Origin of the sequence: Cellulophaga sp. 20_2_10 (genome assembly GCF_023476645.1) — a bacterium.
Classification (GTDB): domain Bacteria; phylum Bacteroidota; class Bacteroidia; order Flavobacteriales; family Flavobacteriaceae; genus Cellulophaga.
Genome location: NZ_JAMCOJ010000005.1, coordinates 93,847 through 109,128 on the forward strand (window position 1 = coordinate 93,847; position 15,282 = coordinate 109,128).

Here is a 15,282-nt window from a genome sequence, read left to right on the forward strand (position 1 = left end):
AAATGGGGTTAGAAAAAGAAAATATTTTAATTGTAGATGATGATATACACATATTAGAACTTCTACAACGACATTTACAGTCTCTAAATTACCACGTATACAAAGCTGTGTCTGTAAAACAAGCATTGTATGTATTGCACGACTCTACCATAGATTTACTAATTACAGACATACAAATGCCAGAGATTGATGGTTTGCAGCTATTAAAATACACCGCAGAACATTACCCACATATTCCTAAATTAGTTATTACTGGATACCCATCTGTAGATGATGCTATGAGCGTAATAAAATCTGGAGCTACAGATTACCTAACCAAACCTTTTACAAAAGAGGAATTAAAACAAGCAGTAAACAGGTCTTTAGAAAGCTCTAAAAAAGTTAAAGAACCAAAACAAAAAAAACAAGCAATAACTTCTAGTTACGGACAAATGATTGGGCAGTCCACTGCTTTTGAAAAAGTAACCGAAATTATAGAGCGCGTAAAAGACAATAAGGCTACGGTATTAATAGATGGAGAAAGTGGAACGGGAAAAGAACTTGTAGCAAGAGCTATTCACTTTTCTGGTAAGTTTGCCAAACAACCTTTTATTGCCGTAAACTGTGGCGCTATACCAGAAAACTTATTAGAATCTGAACTTTTTGGCTATACAAAAGGTGCTTTTACAGGTGCAAATGAGAATAAAAACGGCTTTTTCCAAGCAGCAAATAACGGTACCTTGTTTTTAGATGAAATAGGTAATGCCTCTATCGCTGTGCAATCCAAATTACTTAGAGCACTACAAGAAAAAGAAATTACCAAGGTTGGGTCTCAAAAAGCAGAAAAGGTAGACTTGCGTATTATTGCTGCAACAAACAATAATTTACAAGAAGATATTACCAATAAAAAATTTAGAGAAGACTTGTATTACAGACTTACTGTTGTGCAAATAAGTGTACCACCATTACGAGAAAGAAAGTCTGATATTCCGCTACTAGTAGATCAATTTATAAGAAAATATGGCGTAGAATATAAAGACCGTTTGCTTAGTATTGCTGATGATGCTCTGGAGATGTTGCAGAGATACCATTGGCAAGGCAATATTAGAGAGTTAGAAAATGTAATACAACGCGCTGTTATTATGAGCGATGGAAAAATTGAAATTAAAGATTTTCCAGATTATTTAAAATACAAAATAGAATTTCCAGACGCTTCATTCTCTAGCTTACAGCAAATGGAAAAAGAATACATTTTAAAAGTATTAGCCGCTACAAATAACAATAAAACTAAGGCTGCAGAAATTCTTCAAATAGACCGTAAAACATTGCGTCAAAAATTAAAATAAAAAACGGGTAATTAGTACCCACCTGGGGTAATTCTCCTCGCCCCAGTTTTTCATTAAAATTATTTTTTATTATTTAAAGTATTGATTATCAATATTTTAAATAATAAAAATAGTATACCTTCTTTTTAGGCACACAGCTTGCCAATACACACACGAGTAAGTTATTATAAAAAATGATATTAAATTTTTTATAGTTGATTGATTGATTTGTCTACTTGGCTTTCTAAATGTTTAACTCAAGTGGTGTGGTTTTTTTGTGAAGGTCAAGTAGCATTTTAATGGTTAATAATAAAACAATGATAAAAATAATAGAGAAGAGCCTTTGCGGCACTTGCGAGCATCAGCAGATTTGTGTTTTAACAACAAATAAAAAATCTGTATACAATTGCAGCGAGTACGATTATACGTTAAGTGAAGACTTAAGTATTAAAAAAGAAAACAAAAGAGAATTAGTTTTAAATTAAATATAATGATAGCAAAACAACAGAAAAAGTTGAAGCAAGGGATGCTAGATAATGTTATGCGACAATTTAATTATAGCGCAGACAGTATTAACTTAAACCCCAACATTAGAAAAATATTAAGCATCACAAACAACGAACTTGTTGTGCATTTTCCTGTAAAAATGGATAACGGCGATGTAGAGATATTTACAGGCTATAGAGTGCAACACAACAATGCACTTGGACCTTACAAAGGTGGCTTACGTTACCACCCAACTGTAGATATAGATGCAGCTAGAGCATTGGCTATGTGGATGACTTGGAAAACTTCTTTGGCTGGTTTGCCATATGGGGGTGCTAAAGGTGGTATACAGTTAGACCCTTCTAAATACTCACTAGCAGAATTAGAGCGTATTACAAGGAGATTTACCTATGCTTTAGGAGATAATATTGGCCCGGAATTAGATATTCCTGCTCCAGACGTAAATACAAATCCGCAAACAATGGCGTGGATTTTAGATACATATATGTCTACAAAAGCACCGTCAGAACGTTCTAAAAATATGCACGTTGTAACAGGAAAACCTGTTGGTGCTGGTGGTTCTGAAGGTAGAGATAGAGCTACTGGTTACGGCGTATATTTAAGTATAAAATTTTGGGCAGAAAATAAAAAAGTAGATCTAAAAGGTAAAAAATACATTGTACAAGGCTTTGGTAATGTAGGCTACTGGACTTCTCATTTCTTAGAAAAAGAAGGAGCTATACTGGTTAGTGTACAAGATGCATCTGGCTCTATTTTAAATGAGAATGGTATATCTGTAGAAGATTTGTACAAACATACAATGGAACACAAAGGTGCTGTTGCCGGTTTTAAAAATGCCACACCAATTCTTAATGAAAGTTTCTTTGGTATTGATTGCGATATCTGTGTGCCAGCGGCTTTAGGTAACCAAATTACAGCTAACAATGCAGACAGCATTAAAGCTTTTTTAATTGCCGAAGGTGCAAACGGACCTACAGATGTAGAAGCTGAAAAAATATTATTAGATAAAGGTGTTTCTATTATACCAGACATTTTATGTAATTCTGGCGGTGTAATTGGTAGTTATTACGAGTGGTTGCAAAACCGTAACGGAGAAATTTGGCAACTAGACGAAGTAATGGAAAAAATGCACAAAAAGCTAAAAGAATCTTTTAACAAAGTGATGAAAACTGCTTTAGAAAAAGATATAGATATGCGTACTGCTGCTTTTAATATTGCTATAGAGCGCTTAGAACAAGCTTACGTACAAAGAGGAATTTTTCCATAAATAACAGAAAAGAAGATGAAATACGGAGGCTTAATTATTGAAAAAAAAGAGTATGTACTGCTTAAAAAATTGATGACTCTTTCTGGCTATCATAAAGACATTACGTACAAAAAATCTATTGCCAAGTTACATGAAGAGCTAAAAACTGCTATTGTTAAAGACGAAAGAGATATGCCTACAGATGTTATTAGGTTTAATTCTATTGTCACAATTGCAGCAGAAGAAGGCTGGCAAAAGAATTTTCAATTGGTTAAGCCTTCAGATAGTGATCTTAAAAATAATAAACTTTCTATTTTAACTCCAATGGGCACTGCCGTAATTGGTTACGCTAAAGGCGATACACTATTATGGGAGTTCCCTTCTGGGGAAAAAACACTTACTGTGGCTAATGTAGAACAGAAAAATAATTATATAGATGTAAATACGGTATTATGAGTTCAAAATTGTTTTACAACCACGAGGAAGACGCCAGCATAATGATGAAGAAGGACAAGGAAGAGCTGCGCAACTGGATAGATAACTTAGAGTTTATAACAGAAGAGTTGGCTTACTTAATGGAGATTGAAGAACGCATTGCCAACAGCAAAGCTATACACCAAGAACTAATAGAGCTTAAGCAAGAGAATACAGATAACCTAGCAGAAATGCGCAGATATAATAATTCTACGCTAAGCAATTTAGAATGCGACACTATGGAATGCGATGCTTTTTATCTTGAAAATCACGAATCAAAAAGGAATGCTTATTTGGAGTACATTAAAAAGTACAGACAAACCAAAACAAAAACATTTTCTATGATTTTACTTAAAGCTAAATAATTTATATAAGAAGGTTTTAAATAAGTTGATCCTTCTTACTATAACTAGGTTTTTGCATTTAGGCCTAGATAGAACACAACGGTGGGGGCTGTTGTGTTCTTTTTTTATGCCTTTTATACTTTTCTTCCGTCTAATAAATTTAAGGTTCTAGACCCGTAAGTGGCATTTTTTTCTGAATGTGTAACTTGTATTATTGTTACTCCGTCTTTATTCAATTCCTTAAAAATCTCCATTATTTCTTCACCTTGCTTAGAGTTTAAATTACCTGTTGGCTCATCTGCTAAAATAAGCTTAGGACTAGAAATTAACGCTCTTGCAATACCTACCAATTGTTGTTGGCCACCACTAAGCTGACTAGGAAATAGTTTTTGTTTGCCTACAATATTAAATTTATCTAGCATATCTGCTACCAATGCTTTGCGTTCTGCTGAGCTATATTTTTTATAAAGTAACGGCATTTCCAGGTTTTCATACACGGTAAGCTCATCTAATAAATGATATGCCTGAAAAACAAAACCAATGTATTGCTTGTATAAGTTAGAACGGTGTTTTTCTTTTAAGCTGTGTACAGAATCTTCTAAAAAATGATATTCGCCCTCATTAAAAACATCTAACATACCTATAATATTAAGCAAGGTAGACTTACCTGAGCCAGACGGACCCATTATTGAAATAAACTCGCCTTCTTCTACTTTTAAATTAATATCTTTTAGTAAAAATATTTTTTGTCCGCCAGACTGTACCCACTTGTATATATTGTTTAATTCTAATAACATAATTTATCTTTTTTACTCTGTTCGTAAACTTTTTACTGGATTTCTAGTTGATGATATATACGTGCGCACACCCATTATTAGCAATGCAATTAATAACATTGCAATACCACTGATAGCAAAAACCCACCAACTTAATTTGGTTTTATTTGCAAAGTCTTGCAGCCAATAATCTAATCCAAAATATGCTATTGGTGCTGCTAGTACAAAAGCTATTGCTACTAAACTTAAAAATTCTTTACTAAGTAATACATTTAATTCTAGTAAAGATGCTCCTAAGACCTTGCGTATGCCTATTTCTTTAGTTCTGCGTTCTGTTGTATAAACAACCAAACCTAATAAGCCTAAGCAACTAATTACTATAGCCAAACCTGTTGCCCAATTTAGCAATACCGCCGTTTTGCGTTCTTGACTGTAAAAACGTTTTATTACAGAATCCATAAAAACAAGCTCAAAAGGCTCATCTGTATACACCTCATTCCAGGCACTTTCTAATTTTTTAGTGGTAACGGGTAAATTTTCCCCGTTTACGTTGGCAAAAGAAATGTGAAACGTTTTAAAACTCCTATTTGCTCCGCCTGCACCCATAAATGCTAAGGGTTTAATTGCTGTTTTTAAAGAGCGTTGATTAAAATCTTTGATAACACCTACTATTTGGTGTTCTTCTCCGTCACTTTTAATCATTTTACCAATAGCATCTTCTGGATTTGTGAAACCCAGTAAACGCAAGTAAGTTTCGTTAATTACATATTCTTTTATATTGTCGTTATTCTGTTTTCTGCCTGCAAGTAATTCTATTCCGTAGAGCTCTAAATAGTTTTTATCGCCATATAATAATTGTAATTCTGTGTGTACCGGAACATCATTACCAAAATAGCTGACATTTGTTGCGCTTGTACTAAAAGAAGCCGGTGGGGATTCTGCTAAACTAATTGTGCTTACCTCTGGTATTGCTTCTACTTTAGCTAATAATCGTTGTTGCTTTTCAGGCGTCATAGTATACCAAGGAGCTCTAAAAGATGCTATGGCTTCGGTTTTAAAACCCATATCTTTTTGTAACAAAAATGATATTTGTTTACCCACTAAAAGGGTTGCTATTATAAAAACTTGTGCTATTACAAACTGAAAAACAGTTAGGTATTTACGTACTGATGTTTTATCGTTAGCAGCTACAATCTGATTTTTAAGTACCGCTATTGGTTTAAAATGAGAGAGTACAAGTGCTGGATAGAAACCAGACAAAAAAGTAACAAGTATTAATAATAAAATTATAGACGTTATAACAATTGGCTCAGCAAATAGTTCTGACGTTAAACCAACAGGTATGTACTCTTCAAATATTTTAAGTAGCCAAAAAGAAAGCGCTACAGATACTATTGCCGCGCATACCGTTAATAAAAATGTTTCTCCTAAAAACTGATAAATTAATTGCTTTTTAGAACCACCCAATGTTTTTCTAATACCAATTTCTTTTGCTCTTTGCGTTGCTTGTGCTGTATTTAAATTTATAAAATTAATACTACCTAACAACAGTAAAAAAAGAGCAATGCACCCTAGACTTATTAAAACCGATTTACTTGCAGTTTCTTCATCAAAATCAAAAGTATAGTAATTTGCATCAAAATGCATTTCTTGTAATGGCTGCATATAAAACTTACGCTCGTTACCAAATTCTACTTCATTAGGATCTTTATGGACATCTGCTAACTTATGTAATGCTAACCGAACATCTGCTGCTCTTGTGTTTTTATCTGTCCTTATAAATAATTGCGATGCCGAGTTTGTATTATTCCAATTGCTACTTAAAACAACACTTGTCATATCTGACTGTCTAGCCGTTCTTAGTGATATAAACTCTTCAAAAACAATATCTGTACGCTCTGTAAAATTAGCAACTACACCAGAAATTTTAACTGGTATAGTATCGTTATACACCATATTGGCACCAATAATATCTGTATAGGCTGTATTCGGAAAATATTTTTTAGCCCTTTTTTCTGATAGTACTAACTGGTTAGGATTATCTAATGCAGTGTCTTTAGAACCTGCCAGCCACTTGTATGTAAATACATTAAAAAACTCTTTATCTGCATAAATAACAAAATCTGGATTTTTAAAGGTTTTGTCTGTAGCTGTATTTTTTATGTGCAACGGATACGTCGTTAAAAAAGAAGACACTGCAGTTATACCTGTAGCGTTTTCTTGCAAACCCGCTCCTAACGGATATGAAACACCTGGATTATAAAAACTCCCTTCTGGTGTTACAAACTCTGTTGTTATTCTGTAAATATGATCTTTATCTGGATGAAATTTATCAAAAGAAAAATCGTAATACACCATTAAACCAATAACAAAAGATACACTTAAGCCAATGGCTAAACTGCTAATCTTTATTAAGGAAAAGAGCTTGTTATTCCATAAGTTTCTAAACGCTATTTTAAAATAATTCTTAATCATAATGTTCTTGTATAAATGATCTTTTCTATAACATTTACTCGTCTTTTAATGCATCTACCGGATTAGCTAAAGCAGCTTTTAGACTTTGCCAACTTACAGTAAGTAATGCTATTACTAAAGCGGTGCACCCTGCAACAGCAAAAACCCACCAGCTTATTGTGGTTCTATATGCAAAACCCTCTAACCATTTAAGCATAGTAAACCAGGAGATTGGAACAGCAATTACAAAAGCTAACGCTATCCACTTAACAAAATCCTTATTTAACGCAGCTAAAATATTTATAATATTAGCTCCGTTTACTTTACGCACTCCTATTTCTTTTCTTCGTTGGACAACCGTGTATGACGTAAGACCAAATAAGCCCATAGACGCAATTAAAATTGTTAGAATCGTAAAAATTAAAAATGCACTTCCAAAATTTTTATCTTCGCTATATTGTGCCTGAAACTCTTTGTCTAAAAAAGCATAACTAAACACATTCTGGGTATGCGCATTGTCCCAAATGTTTTCTATATCTTTCAAAACAGTACCAAAGCCTGCTACAGATGTAACACTTTTATCAAATTTAACCAACAGGTTATTCTTATCTTCATGGTGCCTAATTAAAATTGGCTCTATCGCTGTTTTTAAACCAAAATGATGATAGTCTTTAATGACTCCAGAAATAACCCAATCTTCTCCCCAAAGCTTTACTGTCTTATTAACTGCATCTTCTAGGTTACTAATTTGCATATGTCTTGCCATTTTTTCATTAATGACTATTTTATTGCTACTCCTTGTTGCTGTTTCTAAAAAAGAACTTCCAGCAACAAACTCCATATCTAAAAGATTAAAATAGTTTGGACTTACGTTATAGGTATAAAATATTCTATTCTCATCTACTGTGCCATTAGGGTAGGTAATCCCTACTGTAGAAGATAAATTATCATAACCTCCTCCTGGGTATGTTTTCGCAGAAACAACATCTTTGACATATGGCAATTTGCGTAATTCAGATTCAAATAATTCAGAATCTATTTTTAATAGAGAGTCCTCTCTTTTATTTAAAACCTCCCAATTAAATGCTACTACCTGATCTAAATCTGCTCCTATAGGTTGATTTTCTAAAAATTTAATTTGTTTAGCTACTACAATAGTGCCTACAAGCAATACAATTGTCGCGAAAAACTGAGTTATAATAAGACCTTTTCTAATATTAAGTCCACCAAAGGAAGCCCTTACTTTTCCTTTTAAAGCAACCGCCGGAGAATAGCCACTTAATACAATTGCCGGGTATAACCCCGATAAAATTGTACCTAAAAAAATAAATCCTAAGTACGGAAGTAAGCCTACCGCAACAGATGAAGTTAAAATTAACTCTTTACCTGTGTAGCTATTAAAAAAGGGCAATATAAATACAACAACAAGCGTGGCTAATGCAATTGCTATACTATTTAGAATAATAGACTCTAATAAAGACTGAAAAATAAGCTGTGGTCTTTGTGCTCCTGAAACTTTTCTTATTCCTATTTCCTTAGCACGTTCCAAAGATTTTGTAGTTGCAAGATTCACATAATTAAGCCACGATAATATTAAAATTATAAATGCAATAGCCAATAAAAACTTTACTCTACTTTCGCTACCATTAGCTTCTGCTTCATACGGCTTATTAGAATTTAAATGAATACTCTCTAAGGATTCTATATTATGGCGCTCATCTACATCATCTTCAAAATTACTTTCTTTTATTTTTGACTGTAAAGCATTAACATCTGCCTTTTTATCAATCTTTATATATGTGAAAAAATTATTCTGACTCCAATTAGGCTCATACTGTCCGGGAATAGCTTTCGATGTTTTTAAGGTTTCAAAAGAAATTAAAAAATTATTTTTTAGATGGGTATTAGATGGAATATCCTTTAATATTCCTGTAACAGTAACTTTTGTTTCACCTTTCCAAAAGACAGAAAGAGTTCTGCCAATAGGATCCTCTTTACCAAATATTTTTTTAGCTAAATTTTCTTGTAGTACTATAGTATTGGGAGCTTTTAATACATTTTTTACATCTCCTTTAATCAAAGGATAATCAAACACATTAAAAAAAGATGCATCTGTAATTGCACCTTTATTATTTTCGAAAATCTCATTTTCTTTAATTAATGCGGCCTTTTGAAGATGAAAAAAGCGAACATATTCTTCTATTTCTGGGAACTCCTTTTTTAAGGTTGGTCCACTTAAATTATAACTCTGTGCATCTCCTGGAGAAAACGAGTTTCCTACCATGTAATCCATATACACACGGTATATGTTTTCGGAGCCATTAAACTTATCATAATTACGTTCATTAGCAACGTACATCATAATTAAAACAAAAGATGCAATCCCTACAGAGAGCCCCAATATATTAATAAAAGAGTATAATTTATTCTTTAACAAGTATCTTGAAGCAATCTTTAAATATAAATTATACATAGCATTATTTTATAATTACTCCGTTCTTAAACTCTTTATTGGATTTGCTGTTGCTGCTTTTACAGCCTGAAAACTTACCGTTAGTAATGCTATTAAAACAGCACACATACCTGCAACAAAAAACACAAACCAGCCTATATGTACTCTAAAAGCAAACTCCTCTAGCCATTTTTGCATAAGAAAATATGCAACCGGAAAAGCAACTAGTAATGATACTCCTATTAACTTTAAAAAATCTTTAGATAACATTTGTGTAATCCCTACAACACTTGCTCCTAACACTTTGCGCACACCTATTTCTTTTTTGCGTTGCTCTGCTGTAAATGCAGCTAAGCCAAATAAGCCTAAACACGCTACAAAAATCGCTAGTAAACAAAATAATAATCCAACCTTTGCCATTTTACGGTCTTGGGCATATAGCTGCTCCATATTTTTATCTAAGAATGTATAATCAAAACTAGAATCTGGAGCAACCTTGGTATATGCTGCTTCTAATTGCTGCATTGTACTTGTTACAGATGCGCTATTAAAACGAACCAATAAATAGGGTCTTCCTTCAAACCTACTGTTATGAAAAGCATAAGCACCAATTGGCTTGTGTAGCGACTCAAAATTAAAATCGTCTACAACGCCAATTATAGTAGCATCGTCTCCTAATTGCATATCTACTTTTTTACCGATTGCCTCTTCTGGCGTAAACCCTAAATAAGTAATTGCTTTTTTATTTAAAACAACATCTACAAGCGTGTCTCCTTCTTGTTTTACACTTGGCAATGTTTTACCTGCCAAAAGCTTTAATTGCAACACCTCTAAAACACTAGCATCTGCTACGTTGGTCTGTATATTTTTGCCATTTTCATCTTGATCATCTTTATGTAAAGATCTTCCACTAACATCCATACCAGGAAAACCTTGAGCAGAACCTACTTCTATAACCGAGCTTAATTTTTTAACCTCATTTGCTAAAGCCTGTTTGTTGGTATATGTTTCTATTGCGGCGGTAGAAACTGCTACAACATTTTGAGGGGTATAGCCTAAATCCTTGCTTTTCATAAACTCTAACTGTTGGTAAACCACTAACACGCCAACAATTAAAACTACAGATGCTGTAAATTGTAATACCACCAATGCTTTTCTTACCACAGCATTACTCACCGTTCTGTTTGCTGGCTTTAAAATAGAGCTAGGTGAAAAACCAGCTAAGTAAAATGCAGGATAAGAACCCGCAATTAACGTAGTTATGAGCCACACCAAAAACATACCTAAGATAAAATCTGCTCTTAAAAGAAAATTATAGTCTAAGCTAGCGCCAGTTATACCATTAAAAACAGGGATAATAACCACAGAAAGCACAACGCCAATACACAGCGCTATTAAAGTTAGCAATCCTGTTTCTGAATAAAACCTAGCTATTAAACTTTTAGACGAAGCTCCTAATGTTTTATTTATACCCACATCTTTTGCTCTTTTTTGAGAACGAGCCGTCATAAGATTCATATAATTAACACAGGCAATAAGTAAAATAAGCAATGCTAAAAATGATAAGTTTTTAATTTCCGAAATACTTCCTATTCTAGAAGTGTACGTACTTGTATAATCTTTAGAGTATAAATGTACTTCTGATAATGGTTGTAATGTAAGTGTATACCATTGCCCTTCCTTATCTACATTTTTATCTAAAATTTGCTGTATTTGTTTTTCTGAAGTTGATTTAGAGGCGTTCTGTTTTAACTGCACATAGGTCTCAAAACTAGAGTTACTCCAACTTGGTTCTTTAAAAAAATATGTAGTACTAAATGATGCTATTAGATTACAGTCTATAGTGCTATTTGCTGCAAAATCTTCAAAAACGCCAGTTACCTCTAACTCTGTTTTGTCATCTACCTTTATCGTTTTCCCTATTGGATCTATGGTTCCAAAGTATTTTTCTGCTGCACTTTTAGATAAAACTACAGTGTTGGGTCTTGTAATTGCAGTAGCGGCATCTCCTTTAATAAATTTAGTTTCAAAAATTGAAAATAATTCTTGGTCGCACCAAAATAATCTTTTTTCTAAAAAATTATTGTTGTTTGCTTTTATAAAGGCTGTTTCACCAAAGCTGTGTTGCAACATTCTGGCAGTATGTTTTACTGTAGGTAATTCATCTTTTAAAGTAGGTGCAACTGCAGCCGGTGCAGTAGCCATAATTTCCTTATCAAAGGCATCGCCAGTTGTATTAACCAAGACTCTATACGTATCTGCATAATTTTTATACTGGGTATCAAAACTTTTCTCAAAAGTGATAAAAGCAAAAAGCAATATGGCAATTGTTAAACCAATAGATAACCCTAAAATGTTTAATGAAGAAAACATTTTATCCATCTTTAGACTTCGCCACGCTATTTTAATATGATTTTTAAACATAACTTTAGTATTACTTTATTTTCTGAATAGTTGCTTCACCGATAATAATGCCTTTATCTAATTCTGGATTTCCTTGGTAAGCAACAGTTGCTTCACCATAAGCTGTAACTTTTAATCTTTTAGAAACCTGTACACGATAACTACCTTCACCATAAGCTGTAATTTTTGTGTTATCGTTTTTTATGCCCAATGTGTTAATTGTAGTTTCGCCATAAGCTGTAATTTTTAGGTTTTCTACACTACCCGTTTTTAGTTCTAAAAAGCTCTCGCCGTATATTGTTGCGTGTAAATCTTTAAGGTCTGTATCATTTAAAAACACCTGAGATTCGCCATATATTTTTAATCGCAATTTGTTTTGTTTAAGTAAGCTTTTACACACTATAGTTTCTTCTCCTCTTAAAGACAATTCTTCAATTTTTTTATATGTTACTGTAGCTTTTACTACTGTACCTTTATAAATAGATTTACGTTGCTTATACCCATTTTTATTTGTTTTTTCGCTTTTAGTATATTCTTTTGCTCCTTCTAAATACACACGTAAAGTTTTACCAGAAACCTCAACGTTTATCTTGTGTTTCTCTATCGTGCTACTTTCAATTGTTACACTTTCTGTTTCTCCTTCTATAAAGGTTACTTGTATATGCGGACTAACAATTACTTTGTTAAAAGCAGCTACTTTGGTTACATTATTTTGTGCCGTAACACTCATAGTCATCACTACTAAAAAAAGTGTTGCTAGTTTTTTAATTTGAATGATTTTCATAGGTTCTATTTTTTTGATTGATGAATTTATTCTGCTCGTAAACTTTTAACGGGATTTGTTATTGCTGCTTTTATACTTTGATAGCTTACAGTGACAACAGATATTGCAAGTACCAAAAATGCTATATAAACAAAAGACCAACCGTTTATTTCTATTCGGTATGAAAAATCTTCTAACCACTTTGTCATTACAAACCAAGCCAATGGTATAGCTATTACTATAGACACTACTACTAACTTTAAAAAGTCTAATGTTAACTTGTAAACAATGTTGCCAATACTTGCTCCTAGAACCTTGCGCACTCCTATTTCTTTTATTCTTTTTTCTGCATTAAAGGTTGCCAAACCAAACAGGCCTAGACAAGCTATTAAGATGGATAAAATTGTAAATGCAATAAATATTTTTCCCAAACGCTCTTCTGCTTGGTATACATCATTAAAAGAATCATCTAAAAAATAGTAATTAAACGGTTGTCCAGAAGCAACGTTTCCCCAAAGTCCTTGAATACTTGCAATAGATTTTGCAAAATCTCCCTGACTTAATTTTACCACTAATTTACTGCTTACTCTACGGCTTAATCTAAAACTTACCGGATCTATAGCATTACGTAATGTAGAGATATGAAAATCTTTAACTACACCAATAACTTTATATTCAATTTTATCACCGTCGTCTACCAATGTCATTCCTAAAGCATCCGTAGGGTTAATTCCTAATCTAGACAAAGCCGTTTCGTTTACAATAATAGCAGTAGAATCTGTTTTATACTTTGTATCAAAATCTCTTCCGGCTAAAATATTTAAACTTAAAGTTGATACATAATCTTCATCTACATCCCATTTTTGCATTTGTACCACAGCATCTTCAACAGCTCTTCCTTTTACTGTAAAAGATTGATCTGTTCTGTTAGATGGTGTTGGCAAAAAACTAGTAAGTGACACACTTTTTACACTCGCTAATTTCTCTATTTCTTGCTTAAACGATGCTACTTGGTCTCCCGCAGCATAAACATCATCTAAAACCAAAACCTGCTCTTTGGTGTAACCAATATCTTTACCTTTTATATATTGTAGTTGCTGAAAAACCACTAATGTACTCCCCATTAAAAACACAGAAATTGCAAATTGAAAAACCACTAATCCGTTTCTTATTTTTCCTCCGCCTGCGCTAGATTTTCCACCCCCTTTTAAAACCATTACTGGTTTAAATTTTGACATAAAAAATGCAGGATAAATACCAGAAAGCAAGCCCAAAATTAAAGCAAAACCTAAAAGAGCTAACCAAAAAAGTGGATTTAAAAACGGAATCTCTAATGATTTATCTGCTAAATCATTAAATGAAGGTAAAATTAAAAATGCTACAAAAACTGCAAAAACTAATGCAATTAATGATACCAATCCTGACTCTATTAAAAACTGTTTTATTAAGTCTGACTTAGAAGAGCCTAGTGTTTTACGGACACCTACTTCTTTTGCTCTTTTTAAGGATTGCGCCGTAGAAAGATTCATAAAATTTACACAAGCTAACACTACTAAAAACAACCCTATAAAAGATAAAATATAGATGTTTTGTATGTTGTTATTCTGATTTAGTTCTGCAATACGGTCTGAGTGTAAATGTATTTTACGAAGCGGCATGGCACTAAAAACATAAAAGTTTCCGTCCCTTATAAAACTCTCCACCGTCATTGTTGGAGCAAATGTTTTTTGCGCGTAAGGAGCAACGTAGTTTATAAATATATTTTGTAGTCTTTTATTAAAGTCCTTTATATTGGTGTTAGAGTTTAATTTTACAAATGTGCTAAAGTTATTACTTCCCCAAGTAACTTCTTTTGCATTTGGGTTACTAGCCATAGACATTAGCATGTTATAATCTCTTAAAAAAGAATTCTTAGGAAAATCTTCTATAACCCCAGTTACTGTATATACCTCATCATTGTCTAAAATTACTTGTTTACCAACAACGTCTTCTTCTGTAAATAGCGTTTTTGCTTCTGACCTGCTGAGTATTAAAGTATTTGGCTCTAGTAATGCTGTTTCTTTTGTGCCTTGTAACAATTCTAAACCAAACATTTTAAAAAAAGATGGGTCTGCATAAGCGTTTCCATTAACCTTTACATTTTTATCAGAATTTGTTTGGCGTACTAACATACCGCCCCAACCTCTTAATCTTGTTGTAAGTTGTACTTCTGAGTATTCACTTTCTAAAACCGAAGCCATTGGTGGTGTAACAACAGCTAAATTATTAGCCTGTGTTCCAAACTTAATATCTACATTAATTCTGTGAATTAATTCTTCATCAGTAAACATTTTATCATAGCTAAGTTCATCATAAATATATAATGAAATTAACAACGCACCTGCAACACCTATAGCTAAACCAAATACATTTAAAAAAGTAAAAAACAGATTGTTCTTTAAATTACGCCACGCTATTTTTAGTTGATTTTTAAACATGATTTTAATTTTAACTGATGAATTACTCCCTAAGGATGCCAAGTGTATTTCTATTTCTGTGCCAAACAATTAAGTAACTGCC

At 32.9% G+C, this 15,282-nt stretch carries 11 protein-coding genes; 5 read left to right on the forward strand and 6 right to left on the reverse strand.

The features are described 5' to 3' along the window. Positions 1 to 2: 2 nt before the first annotated feature. From M4I21_RS11180 to M4I21_RS11200, 5 genes are all read left to right on the forward strand, one after another. The gene (locus M4I21_RS11180; RefSeq protein ID WP_249559248.1) at positions 3 to 1,325 is read left to right on the forward strand and encodes a sigma-54-dependent transcriptional regulator; all 1,323 of its coding nucleotides are present in this window, start codon (positions 3 to 5) and stop codon (positions 1,323 to 1,325) included. A gap of 296 nt (positions 1,326 to 1,621) precedes the next feature. Beyond that, positions 1,622 to 1,789: a hypothetical protein gene (locus M4I21_RS11185; RefSeq protein WP_249559249.1), complete on the forward strand. Its 168-nt coding sequence runs from the start codon at positions 1,622 to 1,624 to the stop codon at positions 1,787 to 1,789. A gap of 5 nt (positions 1,790 to 1,794) precedes the next feature. Next, positions 1,795 to 3,078, forward strand: coding sequence for a Glu/Leu/Phe/Val family dehydrogenase (locus tag M4I21_RS11190; protein ID WP_249559250.1), 1,284 nt, complete (start codon positions 1,795 to 1,797; stop codon positions 3,076 to 3,078). 15 nt (positions 3,079 to 3,093) lie between these two features. Beyond that, the gene (locus M4I21_RS11195) at positions 3,094 to 3,513 is read left to right on the forward strand and encodes a GreA/GreB family elongation factor (RefSeq protein ID WP_249559251.1); all 420 of its coding nucleotides are present in this window, start codon (positions 3,094 to 3,096) and stop codon (positions 3,511 to 3,513) included. Next, complete coding sequence (locus M4I21_RS11200) at positions 3,510 to 3,896, forward strand: hypothetical protein (protein WP_249559252.1); 387 nt, start codon at positions 3,510 to 3,512, stop codon at positions 3,894 to 3,896. The genes M4I21_RS11195 and M4I21_RS11200 overlap by 4 nt, the downstream gene beginning before the upstream one ends. A gap of 113 nt (positions 3,897 to 4,009) precedes the next feature. On the opposite strand, the gene M4I21_RS11205 is transcribed toward M4I21_RS11200, so the two are convergent. Genes M4I21_RS11205 through M4I21_RS11230 form a run of 6 tightly spaced genes read right to left on the reverse strand, consistent with a single transcriptional unit; the run spans position 4,010 to position 15,200 of the window. Beyond that, the gene (locus M4I21_RS11205; protein WP_249559253.1) at positions 4,010 to 4,672 is read right to left on the reverse strand and encodes an ABC transporter ATP-binding protein; all 663 of its coding nucleotides are present in this window, start codon (positions 4,670 to 4,672) and stop codon (positions 4,010 to 4,012) included. 12 nt (positions 4,673 to 4,684) lie between these two features. After that, positions 4,685 to 7,126 (reverse strand): FtsX-like permease family protein, encoded by a 2,442-nt coding sequence (locus M4I21_RS11210; RefSeq protein ID WP_249559254.1) that lies wholly within the window; start codon positions 7,124 to 7,126, stop codon positions 4,685 to 4,687. 34 nt (positions 7,127 to 7,160) lie between these two features. Then, positions 7,161 to 9,578 (reverse strand): ABC transporter permease, encoded by a 2,418-nt coding sequence (locus tag M4I21_RS11215; RefSeq protein WP_249559255.1) that lies wholly within the window; start codon positions 9,576 to 9,578, stop codon positions 7,161 to 7,163. Positions 9,579 to 9,593: 15 nt separating this feature from the next. Continuing rightward, on the reverse strand, positions 9,594 to 11,981 hold the full coding sequence (locus M4I21_RS11220; RefSeq protein WP_249559256.1) for an ABC transporter permease: 2,388 nt from the start codon (positions 11,979 to 11,981) through the stop codon (positions 9,594 to 9,596). Positions 11,982 to 11,991: 10 nt separating this feature from the next. Then, positions 11,992 to 12,744, reverse strand: a complete 753-nt coding sequence (locus M4I21_RS11225) for a head GIN domain-containing protein (RefSeq protein ID WP_249559257.1) — start codon at positions 12,742 to 12,744, stop codon at positions 11,992 to 11,994. Between the two features lie 26 nt (positions 12,745 to 12,770). Continuing rightward, a complete protein-coding gene (locus M4I21_RS11230) occupies positions 12,771 to 15,200 on the reverse strand; it encodes an ABC transporter permease (RefSeq protein ID WP_249559258.1) in 2,430 nt (809 codons plus the stop codon). Positions 15,201 to 15,282 lie beyond the last annotated feature (82 nt).

Coding starts and splice junctions, on each gene's coding strand:
- M4I21_RS11180 (WP_249559248.1), top strand. CDS start 3: ATGGGGTTAGAAAAAGAAAATATTTTAATTGTAGATGATGATATACAC.
- M4I21_RS11205 (WP_249559253.1), bottom strand. CDS start 4,672: ATGTTATTAGAATTAAACAATATATACAAGTGGGTACAGTCTGGCGGA.
- M4I21_RS11230 (WP_249559258.1), bottom strand. CDS start 15,200: ATGTTTAAAAATCAACTAAAAATAGCGTGGCGTAATTTAAAGAACAAT.
- M4I21_RS11195 (WP_249559251.1), top strand. CDS start 3,094: ATGAAATACGGAGGCTTAATTATTGAAAAAAAAGAGTATGTACTGCTT.
- M4I21_RS11225 (WP_249559257.1), bottom strand. CDS start 12,744: ATGAAAATCATTCAAATTAAAAAACTAGCAACACTTTTTTTAGTAGTG.
- M4I21_RS11190 (WP_249559250.1), top strand. CDS start 1,795: ATGATAGCAAAACAACAGAAAAAGTTGAAGCAAGGGATGCTAGATAAT.
- M4I21_RS11185 (WP_249559249.1), top strand. CDS start 1,622: ATGATAAAAATAATAGAGAAGAGCCTTTGCGGCACTTGCGAGCATCAG.
- M4I21_RS11215 (WP_249559255.1), bottom strand. CDS start 9,578: ATGTATAATTTATATTTAAAGATTGCTTCAAGATACTTGTTAAAGAAT.
- M4I21_RS11210 (WP_249559254.1), bottom strand. CDS start 7,126: ATGATTAAGAATTATTTTAAAATAGCGTTTAGAAACTTATGGAATAAC.
- M4I21_RS11200 (WP_249559252.1), top strand. CDS start 3,510: ATGAGTTCAAAATTGTTTTACAACCACGAGGAAGACGCCAGCATAATG.
- M4I21_RS11220 (WP_249559256.1), bottom strand. CDS start 11,981: ATGTTTAAAAATCATATTAAAATAGCGTGGCGAAGTCTAAAGATGGAT.